General features: G+C 58.7%; 19 protein-coding genes. 3 read left to right on the top strand and 16 right to left on the bottom strand.

Annotation, left to right across the window (positions count from 1 at the left end; genetic code table 11):
* Positions 1–4: 4 nt before the first annotated feature.
* Positions 5–850, top strand: coding sequence for a carbohydrate ABC transporter permease (locus AC25BC_RS23610; protein WP_003562573.1), 846 nt, complete (start codon positions 5–7; stop codon positions 848–850).
* Here the strand turns inward: AC25BC_RS23610 and AC25BC_RS23605 are convergent.
* From AC25BC_RS23605 to ugpB, 7 genes are all read right to left on the bottom strand, one after another.
* Positions 808–1653 (bottom strand): HAD-IIB family hydrolase, encoded by an 846-nt coding sequence (locus tag AC25BC_RS23605; RefSeq protein ID WP_003562574.1) that lies wholly within the window; start codon positions 1651–1653, stop codon positions 808–810. The two genes, AC25BC_RS23610 and AC25BC_RS23605, sit on opposite strands and share 43 nt — an antisense overlap.
* A complete protein-coding gene (locus AC25BC_RS23600; protein WP_003562577.1) occupies positions 1650–2435 on the bottom strand; it encodes a DeoR/GlpR family DNA-binding transcription regulator in 786 nt (261 codons plus the stop codon). Before AC25BC_RS23600 ends, AC25BC_RS23605 begins: the two co-directional genes overlap by 4 nt.
* Positions 2436–2444: 9 nt before the next feature.
* Complete coding sequence (locus AC25BC_RS23595) at positions 2445–3194, bottom strand: glycerophosphoryl diester phosphodiesterase (protein ID WP_003562579.1); 750 nt, start codon at positions 3192–3194, stop codon at positions 2445–2447.
* A gap of 55 nt (positions 3195–3249) precedes the next feature.
* Positions 3250–4296, bottom strand: coding sequence for a sn-glycerol-3-phosphate import ATP-binding protein UgpC (locus AC25BC_RS23590; RefSeq protein ID WP_017996273.1), 1047 nt, complete (start codon positions 4294–4296; stop codon positions 3250–3252).
* Between the two features lies 1 nt (position 4297).
* Complete coding sequence (gene ugpE / locus AC25BC_RS23585) at positions 4298–5146, bottom strand: sn-glycerol-3-phosphate ABC transporter permease UgpE (RefSeq protein ID WP_003562583.1); 849 nt, start codon at positions 5144–5146, stop codon at positions 4298–4300.
* A gap of 12 nt (positions 5147–5158) precedes the next feature.
* Positions 5159–6043 (bottom strand): sn-glycerol-3-phosphate ABC transporter permease UgpA, encoded by an 885-nt coding sequence (gene ugpA, locus AC25BC_RS23580; RefSeq protein ID WP_003562585.1) that lies wholly within the window; start codon positions 6041–6043, stop codon positions 5159–5161.
* A gap of 65 nt (positions 6044–6108) precedes the next feature.
* Entirely contained in the window at positions 6109–7431 is a 1323-nt protein-coding gene (ugpB, locus tag AC25BC_RS23575; protein WP_026157588.1) for a sn-glycerol-3-phosphate ABC transporter substrate-binding protein UgpB, read from the bottom strand.
* 296 nt (positions 7432–7727) lie between these two features.
* Here ugpB and AC25BC_RS23570 point away from each other — a divergent pair, with 296 nt between their 5' ends.
* Both AC25BC_RS23570 and AC25BC_RS23565 read left to right on the top strand, forming a co-directional pair.
* A complete protein-coding gene (locus AC25BC_RS23570) occupies positions 7728–8369 on the top strand; it encodes a DUF47 family protein (protein WP_003562588.1) in 642 nt (213 codons plus the stop codon).
* Positions 8369–9373 carry an inorganic phosphate transporter gene (locus tag AC25BC_RS23565; protein WP_128406928.1) on the top strand — a complete coding sequence of 335 codons (1005 nt, stop codon included), beginning with the start codon at positions 8369–8371 and terminating at the stop codon, positions 9371–9373. The genes AC25BC_RS23570 and AC25BC_RS23565 overlap by 1 nt, the downstream gene beginning before the upstream one ends.
* Positions 9374–9482: 109 nt before the next feature.
* Here the strand turns inward: AC25BC_RS23565 and AC25BC_RS23560 are convergent, their stop codons facing one another.
* From AC25BC_RS23560 to repA, 9 genes are all read right to left on the bottom strand, one after another.
* Complete coding sequence (locus AC25BC_RS23560) at positions 9483–10463, bottom strand: sugar kinase (RefSeq protein ID WP_017996276.1); 981 nt, start codon at positions 10461–10463, stop codon at positions 9483–9485.
* Between the two features lie 18 nt (positions 10464–10481).
* On the bottom strand, positions 10482–11297 hold the full coding sequence (locus AC25BC_RS23555) for a carbohydrate ABC transporter permease (RefSeq protein ID WP_017996277.1): 816 nt from the start codon (positions 11295–11297) through the stop codon (positions 10482–10484).
* Positions 11297–12235, bottom strand: a complete 939-nt coding sequence (locus AC25BC_RS23550; protein WP_128440201.1) for a carbohydrate ABC transporter permease — start codon at positions 12233–12235, stop codon at positions 11297–11299. The genes AC25BC_RS23555 and AC25BC_RS23550 overlap by 1 nt, the downstream gene beginning before the upstream one ends.
* A complete protein-coding gene (locus AC25BC_RS23545; protein ID WP_017996278.1) occupies positions 12235–13563 on the bottom strand; it encodes an ABC transporter substrate-binding protein in 1329 nt (442 codons plus the stop codon). Before AC25BC_RS23545 ends, AC25BC_RS23550 begins: the two co-directional genes overlap by 1 nt.
* A 55-nt stretch (positions 13564–13618) precedes the next feature.
* Complete coding sequence (locus AC25BC_RS23540; RefSeq protein WP_017996279.1) at positions 13619–14296, bottom strand: GntR family transcriptional regulator; 678 nt, start codon at positions 14294–14296, stop codon at positions 13619–13621.
* A 7-nt stretch (positions 14297–14303) separates the two neighbouring features.
* A complete protein-coding gene (locus AC25BC_RS23535) occupies positions 14304–15188 on the bottom strand; it encodes a dihydrodipicolinate synthase family protein (RefSeq protein ID WP_017996280.1) in 885 nt (294 codons plus the stop codon).
* A gap of 108 nt (positions 15189–15296) precedes the next feature.
* Positions 15297–16601 carry a plasmid replication protein RepC gene (gene repC, locus AC25BC_RS23530; protein ID WP_487778569.1) on the bottom strand — a complete coding sequence of 435 codons (1305 nt, stop codon included), beginning with the start codon at positions 16599–16601 and terminating at the stop codon, positions 15297–15299.
* A gap of 154 nt (positions 16602–16755) precedes the next feature.
* Positions 16756–17757: a plasmid partitioning protein RepB gene (gene repB / locus AC25BC_RS23525; protein WP_017996282.1), complete on the bottom strand. Its 1002-nt coding sequence runs from the start codon at positions 17755–17757 to the stop codon at positions 16756–16758.
* A 4-nt stretch (positions 17758–17761) separates the two neighbouring features.
* A complete protein-coding gene (gene repA, locus AC25BC_RS23520) occupies positions 17762–18955 on the bottom strand; it encodes a plasmid partitioning protein RepA (protein ID WP_128439744.1) in 1194 nt (397 codons plus the stop codon).

Here is an 18955-nt window from a genome sequence, read left to right as displayed (position 1 = left end):
CGTCATGGCAAAGCGTTCCTTCAAAAGCTCGGTATTGCCGACCATCCTGACCTATCTCGGTCTGGCGATCGGCCTGGTTTTTTCGGCTTTTCCGATCGTGTGGATGTTTTTCAGCTCGCTGAAATCGAATACGGAAATCTTCGCCCTTCCGCCGCGACTGTTGCCGGATGATTTCACGGTGGCCGCCTATCTGACGATTTTCAACGATCCGGTGAAAGTGCGGTTCTTCATCAACAGCTACTTTGTCGCCGGCGTCGTCACCATTCTGACCCTCCTCGTCGCGATCGTGACCGCCTACGGCTTCAGCCGCTATCAGTTCCGGTTCAAGAACACCTTGAACATTTTCATCATCAGCACCCAGACCGTTCCGCCGATTACCCTTCTCATTCCCTATTTCGGAATGGTGGTCGCCTTCAGGATCTTCGATACCTATCTGGCGCTGATCCTGACCTACATGGTCTTCACACTGCCTTACGCCGTCCTGCTGATGACAGGCTATCTCAACACCCTGCCGAAAGAGCTGGACGAGGCCGTCCTGGTCGACGGCGGTTCGAGCTGGACGGCGCTCTGGCGCGTCATCGTTCCGGTCTCCATCCCCGGGATCGTCGCCACTGCGGTCTACACCTTTCTGCTCGCCTGGAACGAATTCCTCTTCGCGCTGACGCTGACAAAATCGATGGACCTCAGGACGGTTCCGATCGGCATCCAGCTTCTGATGGGCCAGCACGCCTTCGAATGGAACGAGATGATGGCGATGAGCGTGCTCGGTTCCCTTCCCCTCCTGGTCCTTTATCTGGTTGCTCAACGCTACTTCCTGGCAGGCATGACCGCCGGCTCGGTCAAAAGCTGACGAGACGTCTCAGAACCTGCGCCAGCCGCGTCCAAGATCGTTTGGGCAATATCGGCAAAGCCAAGCCCGGCGGGCTGCGAGGAGACCCATTTCGGCGCGTATTGCAATTGTGAAAGAACCGGGATGATGTTGTTGACCCCGAAAGAGTTGCGGATAAAGCCAAACATCGGTGCATCGTTTCGAGAGTCACCGACGAAGGCGGTCACGGCGGCTGTTTGATCGGGATCGATACCGAACATCTCGGTTAAAACGCGCTCGCTCATCGAGCGCTTATTGTAATCGCCGATCCACGTGTTGATGTGGATGGAGCTGATCGCGACCGTTCCGCCCATGGCTCTAATGCTGGATGCCAGATCTTCGACCTCATACGGTTCCTGACCGTGAATGTCGATTGCGACATCCGCCAGCCGGAAGACCTGGTCGTGGGCAATTCTGAACGTCCGGCTATTTTGCGAGATCAGCTCTTTGATCGTCTGCAGGTGCTGGCGCTGGCGCTCACCCTGTAGGGCGCCATCCTCCCAATAGTCGAACACCACTTCGCCGTCCTGACGGGTGACGCAATATGCGCCGCTTTCGCCGATGACGGCAGCCACAGGCCAGGCGCGGACGATATGTTCGCACCATCCGGCTGAGCCGCCCGTGACCGGCACGACGGCAATTCCCGCCCGGCTGAGATCCCAGAGAGCTTCGTAGGTTTGCGGCAGAAGCTTGCCTTCGGTGGTCAGGGTATCGTCGATGTCGGTGAACAGGTAGCGCACATCCTGTAACTCACGAGCCGATGGTGCAAGGTCTACATAGCTCATGTCATATCCTCGCTGCATGTGACCACGTCCAAGCCGCTCTCGGCGAGGGCATTGGTGGCGGCAGCTTCGCCAGGCAGCCGATCGGTGTAGAAGCGGGTGAGTTTGCTGAATGGCGCAACACGCACGGAAGCGTTGCGCGTCCACTTGCTGACGTCTGCGGCCAGAATCTGCGTTTGTGAATTCTCAAGGAGGGCATTGGTGATTTGGGCTTCGCTATAGCTGAAATCCATCAGACCGTTGAGCGGGCTCAAAGCGCCCGCGCCGACGACTGCGTAAGTCGCATAGAATTTTTCGACGAACCTGATCACATCCGTGCCCACCACGTCGCGGTCATCGTGGCGCAAAAGTCCGCCCGTCAAATGGACCTCGACGCTCGGCGCGTCGCAAAGGCTCAAGGCGACGTGGATGTTATTGGTGATCACCGTCAGACCCTGGTGATCACGCAGCGCCTCGGCGACGAACCGAACCGTGCTGCCGATCCCGAGGAACACTGTCGCGTCTGCCCCTATGTCGGCGGCGACACGCTTGGCGATCAGCCGCTTGGCCCGTCGGTTGAGCTGGGCGCGAGCATTGAGTGAGATGTTGCTGCCCGCGACCGGCAAGTCGACGCCGCCGTGGAAGCGGCGTGCGTGCCCGAGATCGCATAATGCATTGATATCACGACGGATCGTCTGCGTCGTCAGATCATACCGACGTGCCAGTTCCTCGATGTACTGAACACCTTCCGTTTCGATCAGCGCAAGGATCTCACGTTGTCGGCTCGATATGATCCGCTGCCCCATCGCCGCTCCTTACGTGAGGTAGACACTGGGGTCGTCTGTTATCACACCGGTCAAACCCACGTCCCAGAATGATGCGAGCCGCTTGGGATCGTTGCAGGTCCACGCCCGCACCGAGATGCCGCGACGCACGGCCTCCTCGAGAAACCCGATACTCAGAGCCTTGTAGTCGAGATGGATGGTCTTTGCGGGAATCGACCGAAGGGTATCCTGCCAATCCGCAGGCAGCTTGCTCCACAGCATGGCGAGTTCGTAGCTTGGATCGATCTCATACATTCCCTTCAGCGCAGCGGCATCAAAGCTTGAGATCATGATCCTGGTGTGCGCCGCCCGCGCCTTCAGATGTTGATCGACGACTTTGACCAGCTGGTCGAGTGACTTGTGATGGGCATGCTGCTTGATCTCGACATTGGCGTTGAGCCCGAGTTCGCCCAGCGCGGAAACAACGCGGGCCAGCGTCGGCAGTGGTTCGCCTTTGAATTTCGGGCTGAACCATGAGCCAGCGTCGATGGCGCCGAGATCCGACGCGGTGAGGTCGGCAAGATTTCCCTTCGACGAGGAACAGCGATCGATCGACACGTCGTGGATGACGACCGGGGTCCCGTCGGCAAGAAGTGCTACGTCGAGTTCGACCCATTCCGCGCCTTGTTCAGCGGCCGCCCGGAAAGCGGCAATGGTATTCTCGGGCGCAATGGCAGAGGCGCCTCGATGCGCCTGAACCTCACTGCGTCTCGGGCCGGATCGCGGCTCTACGGTCGTCATCGTCTCATCTCTTTCATCGTCTTCTGGGCTGGGATGGAGAAATAATAAACCGGAGTCAATCTGTGCGTTTTCCGGTATCGCTGTTGAAAGGATGCATCGCGCCGACGCGTGCGAAGACGTCGATATTGGCATTCTCGGCAAAATCCGGACGACCCGGTACGGTCAGGACGACCGTCTGCTGGCCCCCTCCCAATCGCACATGCAGATGGCTTTCTCCGCCGATTGGCTCGAGCAGCTCGACCGTTGCATTGAGACGAACGGAAGGCTCAACCGGCTTGGCAACAAGCAACGCGTCCGGGCGAAGGCCGACCATATCGGTCCCGGCGGGCAATGCCAGGGCACTTGCGCTGTCGGCTGCCCTGAGGACGTCGATCGGCACGAGATTCATAGGCGGTGAGCCGATGAAGCTGGCGACGAACAGGCTCGCCGGGCGATCGTAGACCGCCACGGGCGTGCCGACCTGTTCGACAAGTCCTCCGTTCATGACAACCAGCCGGTCGGCCAGCGTCATCGCTTCAAGCTGGTCATGGGTGACATAGATGCTGGTGGTCTTCAGGCGCCGTTGCAGCCGGCGTATTTCAACGCGCATCTGCACCCGCAATTTGGCATCGAGATTGGACAGAGGCTCATCGAACAGGAAGGCGGCCGGCTCGCGAACGATCGCCCGCCCCATCGCAACGCGCTGGCGCTGCCCGCCGGAGAGTTCGCGAGGTTTACGATCCAACATCGGCCCAATTTCGAGGATCTCGGCCGCCTCCGCCACACGGCGGTTGATTTCCGCCCGTTCGGTGCCACGATTTTTCAAACCATATTCGAGATTTCCGCGTACGGTCATATGCGGATAAAGCGCATAATTCTGAAAGACCATGGCGATATCGCGGTCGGCCGGCTCTGCCTTGTTGACATTGCGGCCGGCAATCTCGACATGGCCTTCGCTGATGGATTCCAGCCCGGCAATCATGCGAAGCAGGGTTGATTTGCCACAGCCGGAGGGGCCGACGAGGACGATGAGTTCGCCGTCTGCGACAGACAGGTTGATGCCCTTGACCGCCGGAACGGCGCCATAATTCTTCTTGACGTCGATGATATTGATCGTTGCCATTTCATTTCTCCGTTTCGACCAGGCCTTTGACAAAAAGGCGTTGCATGGCGACGATGACGAGGACGGGTGGCAGGGCGGCCAGAATGACGGCTGCCATCACAAGGTTCCAGCGCGGCTCCGCATCGGCAACCGCTGCCATGCGCTGGATTCCCATCACGACGGTATAAAAGCTCTGGTCGGTCGTTATGATGAGCGGCCACAGATATTGGTTCCAGCCGAGCACGAACAAGATGATGAAGAGCGCCGCAATGTTGGTGATCGATAGTGGGAGCAGGATATCCCGGAAGAACTTCATCGGCCCTGCGCCATCGACACGGGCAGCCTCCATGAGTTCGTCGGGAACAGTCAGAAAGAACTGACGAAACAGGAAGGTTGCCGTTGCCGATGCGATCAGCGGGATGATGAGGCCGCCGTAATTGTTCAGCATTCCGAGATCGGCGACGACTTTGTAGGTCGGCACGATGCGCACCTCGACCGGCAGCATCAGCGTGATGAAGATCATCCAAAATGCCAAGGTCCGGAACGGAAACCGGAAATAGACGATAGCAAAAGCCGAAAGGATCGAAATAGCGATCTTCCCGACGGCGACGCCAACCGCCATGATCAGCGAGTTGATCATCATCGGTCCGATCGGCGGCGCCCCCGAGCTTGTCATTCCAGATGACAGCATCGTCGAATAGTTCTCGATGATGTGGCTGCCCGGCGTTAGCGGCACGACACCTGACAAGAAGTCGTTTGGACCGTGGCTCGATGCGATGAAAGCCACGTAGACGGGAAATACAACAATCGTGACGCCGATGATGAGGACAAGATGCGCCAGGAAATTTAGGAAGGGGCGATTTTCAACCATCCTCGGGATTCCTCAATATTGCACGCGGCGTTCGATGAAGCGGAATTGGACCGCGGTCAGAGCGATGACGATCACCATGAGAATGACCGACTGCGCCGCCGACGAGCCCAAATTCAGTCCGATGAAGCCGTCGAAATAAACCTTGTAGACAAGGATCTCGGTTGCACGCGCCGGTCCGCCCTGGGTGGTCGCATGAATGATGCCGAAGGTATCGAACATCGCGTAAACGATATTGATGACGATCAGATAGAAGGTTGTCGGTGAGATCAGCGGGAACACGATCGTCCAGAAACGCTTCACAGGACCGGCTCCGTCGATCGCCCCGGCTTCCTGAAGCGAACGGGGCACCGACTGCAGCGCAGCCAAGAAGAATAAGAAATTATAGGAAATCTGCTTCCAAGTCGCCGCGATGACGATCAGGATCATAGCGTCGTCAGGATTGATCAGATGGTTCCAGTTGATCCCCATCGCCCGCAACATATAGGCGACGATGCCGATCGAGGGATTGAACATGAACCACCAAAGAATGCCGGCGATCGCGGGAGCGACGGCATAGGGCCAGATCAGCAAGGTCGAATAAATTCGAGAGGTGCGCAACACGCGCATCGCCGCTGCAGCCAGGAGCAGCGCGATCGCCGTCGATAGGACGGTCACGAGAATGGCGAAGATGAGCGTGTGGCCGAAGGCGTTGATGTAGATCGGATCGGCAAAGAGCCGGCGGTAGTTTTCGAACCAGACGAAACTCGTTTTGAAGCCGAAGGCATCCTGGCGCAGGAAAGATTGCCAGAATGCCGTCGCCGCGGGCCAGAGGAAGAATACCACGGTCACGAAAATTTGGGGTGCGATGAGCAGGTAAGGCAAAAGCTTGTTGGGAAATACGGTCCGTTTGGTTTGCATGGGCCCTCACACTGACGGATGGGAAACGGAGGCCGGTCTCTCACCAGCCCCCGTCGCGGAGCCCATTAGTTGGCGGACTGGAAATCGCGAAGCTGTTCGTTGCCTCGTGCGACCACGGAATCAACCGCTTCCTTCGCCGTCTTCTTCCCGCCCAGCAATGCTGCAAACTCATCGTCGATGATGCCACGCACCTGGACGTAGTTGCCGAACCGGATACCCTTGGAATTATCGGTAGGTGTCACCCGCGTCAGCTGCTTGATGCCGATATCTGCTCCAGGATTCTTCTCGTAATAACCCTGATCCTGGCCCAGCTTATAGGCAGCCTCGGTTATCGGCAGGTAGCCGGAGAACTGATGCCAATCGGCTTGCACTTCCGGCTTCTGCAGGTAGGTGAAGAACTTTGCGACACCCTTGTACTCCTCTTCTGGGCGACCTTTCAGCGTCCAGAGCGTGGCGCCGCCGATAATCGAATTGAGCGGCTGCGTAATGACGTCGTCATAGTAGGGAAGCGGCGCAAACCCGACCTTGAAAGCCTTTGCGTTATTGATAACGCCTGCCCGGCCGGCCGACGAGTTCATGTACATCGCGCATTCCTGCGAATAGAACATCGGAGGAGCATTATCGCCGCCGCCAGGCCCGCCGAATTTGAAGAGCCCCTCGTCCTGCCACTTCTTCAAGTTGCCCCAATGGCGGATCGTGAGATCGTTGTTGAAGGTGAACTCCGCATCCAAGCCGCCAAAGCCGTTGGCCTTGGTGGAGTAGGGCTTGTCGTGCAGAGCATTGAGGTTTTCAGTCTGAATCCAGGAGATCCAGGCGCTGGTGAAGCCGCATTTGGCTGCGCCGGACTTCATGATCGTCCGCGAAAAGGCTTCAACTTCCGCCCATGTTTTCGGCGGTGTTTCCGGATCGAGCCCCGCCTTTTTGAAGACATCCTTGTTGTAATACATGATCGGCGTCGAGGAATTGAACGGCAAGGACAGAACGTTGCCGCTGGTGTCTGAGTAATAGCCGACGACCGGAGCAATGAATTTGCTCTGGTCCCAGGCCTCGCCTTCGTCCTTCATTAACTGGTAAACAGGATAGATCGCGCCCTGTGCTGCCATCATCGTGCCGGTACCGACTTCATAGACCTGTACGATTGCAGGCTGCTGGTTGGCGCGGAACGCAGCAATGGCGCCCGTCAGCGTCTCGTCATAGGTGCCTTTGAATACCGGGACGATCTCATAGTCAGATTGAGATGCGTTAAACCCCTTGGCGATCTGTTCAAGCTTCGCGCCATTCTCGCCGCCCATTGCGTGCCACCACTGGATCTTCGTGGCCGCCATTGCCGGAACGGATAAGGATAGGCTGGTCAATCCTGCGGACAGGAAAAAAGCGATCTTGTTCATCCTCACTCCCACTTGTTGTCGGTCCATAGCCTCCCGCTACGAACGTGAGCTCGATGGTAACAGGCTAGTTTCATTTTGCAAAGATAGAATGTTCATATGAACATTTGATGACACCAACTCGCTCGGCGATCGTAAAGACCGTTGCCCGGAAGGAGTGGCCAATCGATGATACGCGCCGCGTCAGCCTTTGATGGCACGCATGATCCGGTGGAAGTCCCCGTGACATCGGTCGCTAACGGCTTTTCACGACCAACGACGTGCTCTATGACAGCTTTGTGACAGTCGATGGAGCGCAGATGCTGAACTGGTTTCGAAAACTCATGCCGCGGGAAGATCGCTTCTTCGATCTGTTCGCTCAACACGCAAAGACTGTCGTCGGTGCGGCCGAAGCCCTCGACGAACTTTTGAGCGGCACAGACATTGAAGGGCATTGTGCACGGATTGTCGCCTTGGAGAATGAAGCGGACGAGATCACCCGCGAAGTACTGCTTGCCGTGCGTCGCAGTTTTGTCACGCCGTTCGACCGTGGCGACATCAAGGATCTGATCCAGTCGATGGATGATGCGATCGACATGATGCAGAAAACGGTGAAGACCATTCGGCTATTCGAGCAGAAAAGCTTCGATCCTCTGATGCAGGAAATGGGAAAGACCATTGTCCAGGCAGCACATTTGATAGCCGAAGCCCTTCCTCTTCTCGATCGGATCAGCACGAATGCTCCCCGTCTGGCGGCGCTGGCAGAAGAAGTGACGCGCGTCGAAGGCCGGTCCGACGAGTTGCACGAGCAGGGCTTGAAGGATCTTTTCCGCCGCCACGGCGCGTCGAATGCAATGGCTTACCTCATCGGCAGCGAGATCTATGGCGAGCTTGAGAAGGTCGTTGACCGTTTCGAGGATGTCGCCAATGAGATCAGTGGCATCGTCATCGAGAACGTTTGATGGAAGCCACCCTTGCCCTTCCTCTTCTTGCCGCTCTCGTGGCTGTCGCACTCTTCTTTGATTTCCTGAACGGCCTGCACGATGCAGCCAATTCCATCGCCACAATCGTGTCGACGCGCGTGCTGCGTCCGCAATATGCTGTGCTTTGGGCGGCCTTTTTCAACTTCATAGCCTTCCTGTTCTTCGGCTTGCACGTCGCGGAAACGCTCGGAACCGGCATCATCGATCCGGCCATCGTGACTCCGCAAGTCATTTTCGCGGCGTTGATGGGCGCCATTGTCTGGAATATTGTCACCTGGGTCTTTGGTATCCCGTCGAGTTCATCGCATGCACTGGTCGGCGGTCTGGTGGGTGCTGGCCTGATGAAGACGGGATTCAGTTCGATCGTCTGGACCGGTTTGTTGAAGACGGCCGGCGCCATCGTGATGTCGCCGGCGATCGGATTTTTCCTGGCGCTTCTGCTCATTCTGATCGTGTCGTGGACTTTCGTGCGACAGACACCGTTCGCCGTTGATCGCACATTCCGGGTCTTCCAGTTTGTGTCTGCCTCCCTCTACTCCCTCGGCCATGGGGGCAACGACGCGCAGAAGACGATGGGCATCATCGCCGTGTTGCTATATTCGCAAGGGTACCTGACGGGTGGTTTCCACGTGCCGCTCTGGGTCGTTCTCTCATGCCAAAGCGCAATGGCACTCGGTACGCTTTTCGGCGGCTGGCGGATCGTCCATACGATGGGATCGAAGATCACGCGTCTCAACCCAATGCAGGGCTTTTGTGCCGAAACAGGCGGTGCATTGACACTGTTTGGCGCAACCTGGCTGGGCATCCCGGTCTCGACCACGCATACGATCACCGGCGCCATCATCGGCGTGGGCGCCGCCCGACGCCTGTCCGCCGTACGCTGGGGCTTGGCGGGCAACATCGTTGTTGCCTGGGTTGTCACACTCCCCGCCGCTGCGATCATTTCGGCGCTGTGCTACTGGCTATCGGACCTCTTCGCCTAGAACGGGATGTCGTCCGAAAACCGCTCACATTTTTCGGCATCATGCCCTATCTCTTTGTTTTCACGCAATACCGGACGCAAAACCGCTTCGCACTATTGCTGGAATTTCTCTAGCGACCACCCATCCTTGTCACCGGCGCGTCCCAACCCTGCAGCCTGTTGCAGACCTCGGCTCTGCTGGGTGCGCCGGTACGACCGCCAAACACCTGGCATTTGAGCGCCGCCGCCATGGATGAAAAGCGCATCGTCTCTTCAATCGGCAGGCCTTCCGCGACAACCAGCGCAAAAGCGCCATGGAAGATATCGCCTGCCGCGAGCGTGTCGACCGCCCTCACCTTCGGAGCGGCAAGATGAAGGACTTCGCCGCTTCGGTCATCGAACCAGAAGCAGCCACTTTCGCCCGCCGTGACGCTGATGAAGGCATGCTCGAACTTTCGTTTGAGAAGACCGACGATCTTCACCAGCTCGGCTGCTCCAGAAAGCCGTTCGGCCGCCGGTTGTGAGAACACGATGTGACTGGCCGCCGGCGCAAGCATCTCGATCACGCCATCGCCTGCAACATCGCCATCGAGAATGGCCGGCTTGCCCGCCTCTGCGGCTGCCAATAGCGTCCGCAATGCAAGCTTCGGCCACCGGACGTCAACCAGCACCGCATCGAAAGCAGAAATATCCTTTTTGGTGACCGGCTTGACCGTTTCGTGCAGGCCCGCATCGTAGAAAGGTACGATCAAACGCTCGCCTTGGTCATCCACAAGGATGGTCGAGACGGCCGAACGGGCGTCTTCGACGCGCAGCATGCCGCTCGTGTCTATGCCGCTATTGCTGAGATCGGCAATGATCCGTTCGCCGGTGGCATCATTGCCGACGGCGCCCCAGAGGCTGGCTTTGCCACCCAGCCGGGCGACTGCAAAGGCGGCGCTCGATGCCATGCCTTCGGCGATCTGGAGCATATCGTAAGGCAGAATTTTGCCCTGGCCATTCGGTAGCGAACGTACGCGAAACAAGGTGTCCATAACCGCGGCGCCGACACACAAAACGCGGCGCGCCCGACCGGGAGGTGGGTCGAAGGCAGAAGAAGAAGAAGTCGTCAAAACCGTTGTCTCACCCGCTCACTTGACGGCTCCGGCCGTCAGACCCGCCACGATCTGCCGTTGCGCAAACACCGTCAAAATCAGCACGGGCAAGGTGACGATCAACGCCGCCGCCGCCAGCGGACCCCAACTGACCTGCTCGAACGAGAGCATGTTGTAGACCGCGACGGGGAGCGTGCGCGTCTCGCGACTGGCGAGCACGATGCCGAAGACGAAATTGTTCCACGAGAAGATGACCGACAGGATGAAGGCGACGACAATGCCTGGCCTGGCGATCGGCAAGGCAACCAGCCGGAAAACCTGCCAGGGTGTTGCACCGTCGATGCTTGCAGCCTCTTCCAGTTCCATCGGCGTCGTCTCGAAATAACCGATCATGATCCACACGACGATCGGCACTGTGACGACGAGATGGATGATGATCTGCGGCAAGAGCGTGCCGAGCAGGTTCAGCCATTGGAACAGTAGGAAGAGCGGGATCAGGAACGAAAGGCCCGGCGTCATGCGCGCAATCATGATGACCATCGCAGACTTCTCGGCCTTCAGCCGCGCGATGCCATATCCGGCCGGCACGCCGATTAGTAGCGCCAGAAGTGTGGCGGCACCCGTCACCAGCACCGAATTCCAGAGATAGAGGAAGAAGTTGTTCTCTTCGAAGACCTTCAGATAGTTCGACCAGGCAAAGCGCTCCGGGATGAAGATCGGTGGATAAGCGCCGTTGTCGATTTCATATTTCAGCGACAGGGAAATCATCCAGAGGAAGAACAGGACGACCGGCGATATCATCACCAGGGCAACAAACAGCAGTCCGATGCGATCGAGCGTCTTGCGCTTCATCAGCGTGCCTCCCCGTCGGACCAGTTCGCGCGCTGCCGCAGCATCATCAGGACGAAGGCGAGCAGGACGATGAGGATGAAGAAGACAACCGCCATCGCAGATCCATAGCCAATATCGTAGTAAGCGAAAGCAGTGTTGTAGAGATAGATGTTGATCGTTTCCGACGCCGTGCCCGGACCGCCTTGGGTCATGGCGTAGATGATGTCGAAACTTTTCACCGCATCGATGCTGCGGATCATCACGGCAATCATCAGAAATGGCGCGATCATCGGCAGCGTCAGGTAGCGAAATTTCTGCCAGACATTGGCTCCGTCGATTTCGGCACTTTCATAGGGCTCGCGCGGAACCGCCGCCAGACCACCGAGCACGATCAGCATGATAAGCGGCGTCCATTGCCACGTCTCGACCAGCACCAGCGATGGGATGACACTGTTCTGGTTATAGATCCATTCCTGCGGGCCGATGCCCATGAGGGAGAGAAGATAGTTGAGGACGCCGAGCTGCGGGTGGAACATCATCGTCCAGACGAGGGCGATGGCGACCGGCGTCGCCATCATCGGCATCACGAATATGCCACGCAGAAGGCCGCGCAGCGGAAATTGCGTATCAAAGATCAGCGCGGCGAGCGTCCCCAGGAAAAGGGGCGCCACCACGGAGAGCATCGTATAGAGCACCGTATGCCACAGCGAGTCCCAGAAGCGCATGTCCACGACCAGGCGGGCATAGTTGTCCAGTCCCGCAAAGACCTGGGATTGGCCAAGCGTCCAGCTGTTGACGCTCATCCAAAGGGTAAACACCCATGGAAAAACGATGACGGCCGCAATGACGATGAGCGCCGGGATGACGAAAGGCCAGTAGTTGGGAGCAAACCGATCCGGTTTGCTCCTTCCTTTCGAGGTCTTGGCCACTGCGGCCGTTTCGATGCTTGTCGAGGCCATTATCCCTCGCTTTTCGCCAGGACGGGTTCGAACTGTGCCGTCGCTGCCTTCAGCTCGGTTTCGGGATCGGCGCCGCCGATCATGTTGGTGAGACCGACACCGTAAACGTCGCGGAACTCGGTGACCGGAATGATGACCGGCAGCGCGAGCTGCGAAATCTTGCCGGAACCGACGACGGCATCTAGCCAGGCGCCCGGCATCTTGACGCCTTCGCGGACCTTCGCATCCTCGAGGACGGACTGGCGGAAAGGAACGCCGGCGCCGGCCTGCAGCAGACGTGCGCCCATTTCATGCGAAATCGCCCATTGGCAGAAGAGGTATCCGGCTTCTTTCTTCTGGCTTGCCGCGACGACTCCAAGCCCGTCACCGAAGGTGCCCGCGGCCTGTGCCTTCGGACCTTTCGGCATGATGCCGTAACCGACCTGGCCGACGACGCGCGACTTTTCCGGATTCTCGATCGGCGGCGCAAAACCGACGCCATCCAGCCACATGCCGATCTTGCCCTGCAGGAAGGCCGACTGTGCCTCGGCCCAGTTGAAGCCGGAGACGCCGGGAGGGGCTGTCTTGGTCATCAGTCTTTGGTAAAGCTTGGCCGCATCGATCGCTTCTTGCGATGTCGTGCGCAGCTTGCCATCCGGGCCGAGCGGGCTCGAACCATAGCCAAGCAGCAGCGACGTCCAGACCGGCGTATTGGCATTCTTCAGGCCGCGGGCGACGAAGCCGTAGGTGTTGGTGGAAGGATCGGTGAGCGCCTCCGCGGCACTGGCGAGTTCTTCGAACGTCGTCGGATAGGCCAGCCCCTTCTTCTCGAACAGCGCCTTGTTCCAATAGATGATCCAGTAGTCGACCGAGAATGGAAGCGAACGCAGAACGCCGCCCGGATCTTTGGCAAAAGTCAGGCCGGCTTCGGCGAAGTCGCTTTCAACCAGAGACGGGTCGGTCAGAGAGGGGTCCTTGAGAAAACCGCCGATATCGGCAAGCCAGCCGCCCTTTTCGAACTGCCGCTTCTGGACATGATAGCTCATATGCACGACATCGAAGCTGGGCTTGCCGGAGCTCAGCTCGATGGTCGTCTTCTGACGCTGCTGTTGTTCGGGCGTCGCTTCGGCATTGACCTTGATGCCGGTGAGCTCCTCGAATTCGGGAAGGTACTTGAGAAGTATTTCGCTGCGCGGGCTCTTGACCAGATTGACTTCGAGCGTCGTGCCGGCAAAGCGCTTCCAATCGACCGCAGCCGATGCCAGCCGCACGCCGAGCATGCTGCTGGCGCCAAAAGCGGCCGTACCCGCCAGAAAGCCGCGCCTCGTCGGGTTCAAAAACGATGACATGTGATTCCTCCTCCTTTTGCCGGCGATCTCCTCACCCCCGGCTGCTTATTTCCGATTATATCCTGAGCGCACGATCTCTTGCATGATTGATGTGTGCGACAAGGCTGTTGACGGCGTCCTCCGCCGATCGTCGTTCGATCGCCTCGAGTACCTTGAGGTGCTCACCCATGACAGGTCCGACGTGACCATCGATACGAAAACGGTCCTGACTGATCAGGCGCATCTTGATTGAGTTCACCCGGTAGGCGTTCGAGATGATGGTATTTCCCAAAGCATCGATAAAGGCGTCATGCATACCCCAATCGACAGCTTGTGCGTGTACTTCCAATTCGTGCGATCCATCGCCATTTCGAATGGCGTCCGCAATATCCCGATGCTGCTTCAAAAGCCCGGCGATCGTCTCCTCAGACGCAGAGCGGGTGAAAAGCGCTACCGCTTCCTTCTCCAGGAACACGCGCAGTTGGAACGCCTCGCGAATAAGGTTCAGGTCGATATGCGCGATCTGCAACCCCCGCTGGGGCACCGTCTTGATCAGTCCTTCGGCTTCGAGCCTTGGGATAAGTTCGCGGATGGCGCCAAGCGTCAGCCCTGTCAGCTCGACGAGGCGACGCTGCGAAACGAACTGGCCGGGGCGCACGTCACGCGCAAGAAGGTGGCGTGTGAAACTCTCATACGCCTTTTCCCGCAGTGTCGGCTGCTCGTCCGTTCCGTCCATCGCCTCTCCCAGAAACATCTCCGACCTATGCCGCTTTCGAGCGGAAAAGAGTGTCGAACGCAAGAGCGAGTTGCGCCTGCCCTTCGCCGGATATTGAAACGAGTGGTGGGCGAACCGCAAGCCAGATTTCATCAGACGTCAGGTGAGTGACCATCGCTTTCACGGCGGCGGTCACCGGAAATTTCAGCAGTTCGGCCACGAAATCCTCGACGCGAGGATCGTCCTTGCCTTCTTCCGCCATCAGCTTGACTTCGCGAGGTACGAAATTCGCCATGCCGGAGATCGCACCCTGGCCGCCAAGCCGCACACCCTTCGCCAGGTGACGTTCGTCGCCCACCAGGATGACGAGATCGCCATGCGCCTTCAGCAGCTTTTCCGTAAAAGGCCAGTCGCCGGAGGAATCTTTGACGCCCGTAACGACCTTGGGAAAGGCGGTCCGCAGTCGGCCGATGAGCGATACGCTCAGCGGAACCATGGTGACCGAAGGAATGTTGTAGACGATAATGTCTCGCGCCTTGCCGCCCAGGATAGCGAAAACAGCCGAAAACCACTGGAAGACGCCGTCCTCACTCACGTTCTTGAAATAAGACGGCGGAGCAAGAAGGATATTGCGGGCTCCCTTGGAAAGCGCATGGCCGGCCTGCATCGCCGCATCCTCGGCAGCGTCGACCAGCACACCGACGATGATCTGCTTTGCAGCTATTCCGCTATCAAGCATGGAAGCGAGAACATGCTCACGTTCCTGCGTGCCGATGGAAGAACCTTCACCCGTCGTCCCGAACAGGGTCACACTCGAGCAGCCGGCCGCGAGGCTCCGCCGTGCCTGCTCGATCATCGCCTCGATCGCGATATCGCCGTTGCTGTCGAACGGCGTGGCGAGAGCAACCGAGAGCCCGAATTTTTGTGTCAAATATGCTTCCTCCCAATGAATGGATCAAATGTAGCAAACTAACATGTTAGCTGTAAAGAGGTGATTGCGCACTGTTACACGAATGCCGAGGCAGTCGCTTTCTCGCGATCAACTGGCATGCCTCGCCGTCGGCCCATTGGCCCGCACGAGCGCCATCAGCATCGGTCCGATTGCAAACTCGCCCTTTTCGGTCCTTCGGGTCAGATCTCTGAGATAACCGCCGGGCGAGTTGATGTGCCCTCCCCTCTCCAGGATGCAGGCGATCACGGTGGCGGCGTTTTCCGGGCCCATGCCCGAGCAGGCTTCCTCATAGGCCGAGGGACTGACGCCGAGCATCGAACGCACGACGACGGCCGCCGACATCAAGTCTCGCCAATTGCCGATGTTTCCGCCGGGCCCATAGTCGAGAATACTGGGGCAGGCCTGGAGGACGAGGCCGAGCGGGAAGGACTTCAGGCCTTGTCCGGCGCCCGGGTCGGCTGCGCCCCCCGCCCTGTTGCTCATCCGGCCGGAAGGCCTTTGCTGCTTCAATCTTCGTTCGTCTGACGGCCCGGCGTTCGGGTCGTTATCGGCCGCTGCCTTTTCGCCCTGCTTCGTTTCGAAGCTTGGTTCAAGTTCATAATTGGAGTCGGGATTTGAATTCTGTTTGTGATGCTCAATTTGGGACTCATTGGCGTCTATTTTTTGTGTTTTTATCCGTCTTTCCAGCATGTTGACGATCTCTGCACGCAGCATCGCCATCTCGTCGAGCAGCGGTGCCAGGTCTTCGGCGGTCGCCACCCGTGGAATTCGGGCAAGAAGCGTTCGAAACATCGCCGAAATGCCTTCCCAATCACCGGAAACCCCTTCTTCGAGCGCCGCCGTGATCAGCTTGGAAATGTCCCGCCGGCACAACGTCAGGCGTTCCCTGGTCACCCGCAGCAGCTCCCGGTCGGCAACCGCCTGAGCCGCCAGGCTTTCGATTTCGACAGCACGCGCCAGAAGCGGTGCGACGCTGAAGCCGAAGGCATCGCCGATCGCCCCTGCCCTGTCGCGGCGCGCATAGCGCTTTCCATTCGGGCTGTCCTTGCGCAGGATCAGGCCGGCCTCGACCAGGACAGCAAGATGCCGCCTGAGGGTCGCTGGCGTCATGCCGCGGGCGCGCAACGAAAGCTGCGCATTCGAGGGGAAGACGATCAGTCCCTTTTCCTCGGAGATTTCGTCGTCAGGGTAGAAGGTCAGAAGCGCGTCGAGCACCGTCAGTGCCCGATCGGTGACGCCAAGCGCCGGCCGTGCTTCGCAGATCGCCCTGAATAGCTTCCATTTGCTGCGTTTCATTCCCGGCTCGATGGTCTCGGCCAGGTGCTGGTTTGCCAGCATGCCAAGCGACATCGGCCGCCGCCCAAAGGGCGTCGTCACATATCCACTCTCCATTTGCCTTCACCTTCGTTCAGGCAAAAGAAAACCATCCACCAATTTGGTGCCTAAGACGCTTGACTGTGATTCGGGGAAATGCGATTCTCGATGTGCTTAAGATCTGAGAAGGGCTTCCACGGCGTCGTCGTTGGGGGCCTTTTTCTTTTGCGCGCTACGCTCCTCTGTCCTTGTTGAACTCCTGGAACAGGCCCTTCAGCCTTTCCTGGACGAATTGATCAAAACCGGGCGCGGTCTTTCCGTCGAAGACGAAGGTCGCACCGGATGCTGTCTTCTTGATCATGACAGGCACACCGCTGACCTCAGATTTGGCCACCGTCGGCTTCGGAGCAGTCGTCTTCTTCGTTGCCAGAACGAGTGCCCGGTGAAACCGTTCGTCGCTCGAAATTTTGCGCGCGTCGTCCGCGGACAACTCCGCGATGATCTTTTCGACGTCGGCTTTCTCAAGCCGCTCACCCAGTTCCAGCCATCGGCGGCGGCCGATATCAGGTGCTGCACCTATGGCATTGACGAGCCCCAGGGGGACCTGTCGTATGACGATCAGCATTCTCGACAGCGCCGCCTTGTCCACGCCGAGAGCCGCCATGATGACGTCACGGCCAAAGCTGCGTTCCTCGAGCCGCGATGCGAAGAGTGCGCGCTCGATGTAGGAGAGATTGGTTCGAGCGCTGTTTTCCTGTCCCTGGCTGACGACCAACTGACCGTCGGTGAGATCGCGGACGACCGCACGCACCCTGATGCCAATTTCTCGGGTGGCAGCCAGGCGACGATGGCCGTAGGCGACCTGATAGCGTCCCCTGCTTTCGGGATGCGGGCGGACAAGAATCGGAACCTGCTGCCCATGCTCGCGGATCTGCTCGACAAGCTGCGCGAGTTCGGCCGCATCGATCGCCAATCGATCGCTGACGAAGGAAGCGTCGATCAGGCCGGGATCGAGTTCGATGATCGTCTGGCCACTGGCAAGCTGCCGTTCCAGCTCACTCGCCCGCTCCATTTTCTCGGTAATGTTGCCGAGCGTCTTGGTAATGCCGCCGACCGGCGCGGCACTGCGCTCCTGCGGCACGAATCCAGCGATCGGACGATTGTCGCGCAGTGCGACCGCGTCCGCCCTTGCCGGGTTCGGAGCGGAAATTTCGATGAGGTTCTTGCGCGCCATCTATCTATTTCCTCCCCCAGGTGGAGCGAATATGCGCCTCGATCTCGCCATTCACGAGGTTGAGGGATTCCAGTGCCCGATCGTAGGTTCCGCGTGTGAACTGCGACCGCTCGACCTCGTAAAGTGTCTGCTTGGTGACGCCGGCATCGGCGACTGCCGTCGATTTCACCATGGCATTGTGGAGCATTCGGTTGCCGAAGATTGCCCGCATGAAGCCGGTCATCTGGCTTTGCGGTCCGTCATTCGGTTCGAACCGCGTCACGAGATAGCGCATCCAGTCATAGCTGGTACGCCCGCCGGCCTTTTCCACGACCGACATCAATTCACTCGTCATCGTCAGAAACTGCGACATCGACATGACATCCAGCATCTGCGGGTGGACCGTGATCAAGACCGAGGTTGCCGCGCAGAGCGCCGACATCGTCAGGAAGCCCAATTGCGGCGGGCAGTCGATGACCACAACGTCGTAAAGGCTTTCGATTTCCGTCAAGGCCTCGCCGATGCGGGCAAAGAACATCGTCTCCGCCGTACCCGACGCCATCGCCTTCGGGGTCTCGTGCTCGAATTCCATCAGCTCGAGATTGCCCGGAATGAGATGCAGATTGGGCGTGTAGGTGGCGCGCACGATGTCGGCGATGGGGCGCGGGTCCTCATATCGGATCGCACCATAGATCGTTTCGCCCTCTCCGACGTCGAACTCCGGCTGATGACCGAACAAGGCGGACAGGGACGCCTGCGGATCGAGGTCGACGGCGAGCACGCGGTAGCCTCGCAGCGCCATGAACTGCGCCAGATGGGCCGCAGTGGTGGTCTTGCCCGAGCCGCCCTTGAAATTCATGACGGAGATGATCTGGAGCTTTTCGCCCGGCCTGCGGGCCGGCACATATTTCGGCGTTCCGTTTCGCTCGTCGAGGACCCGGCGAATTCGATCCATATCCGTTGCGCTATAGAGCCGCCGTCCGTTTGCGAGCGGATCGGGCCCATGGCCGTCGGCGGCTACCTGGCGGAGATACCCTTCGCCGATTCCGATAAAGGCTGCCGCTTCCGCCGGCGAGAATGTTCTGATGGTCTTTTGCGAGAGCGGGGGGAAGATTTTTGCCTGATGCTGCTGAAGTTGATAGGATAACTCCTTCGCATCCGTTGCCAGAAGCGACGGGAGGTGCTCTTGATCGTCCTGAAGAGCAAGACTCGGCTGCAT

It is taken from the genome of Rhizobium sp. WSM409 (assembly GCF_057653825.1).
Note: the sequence above shows the minus strand (reverse complement) of the source record. Positions and strands in the feature narration are given on the sequence as shown.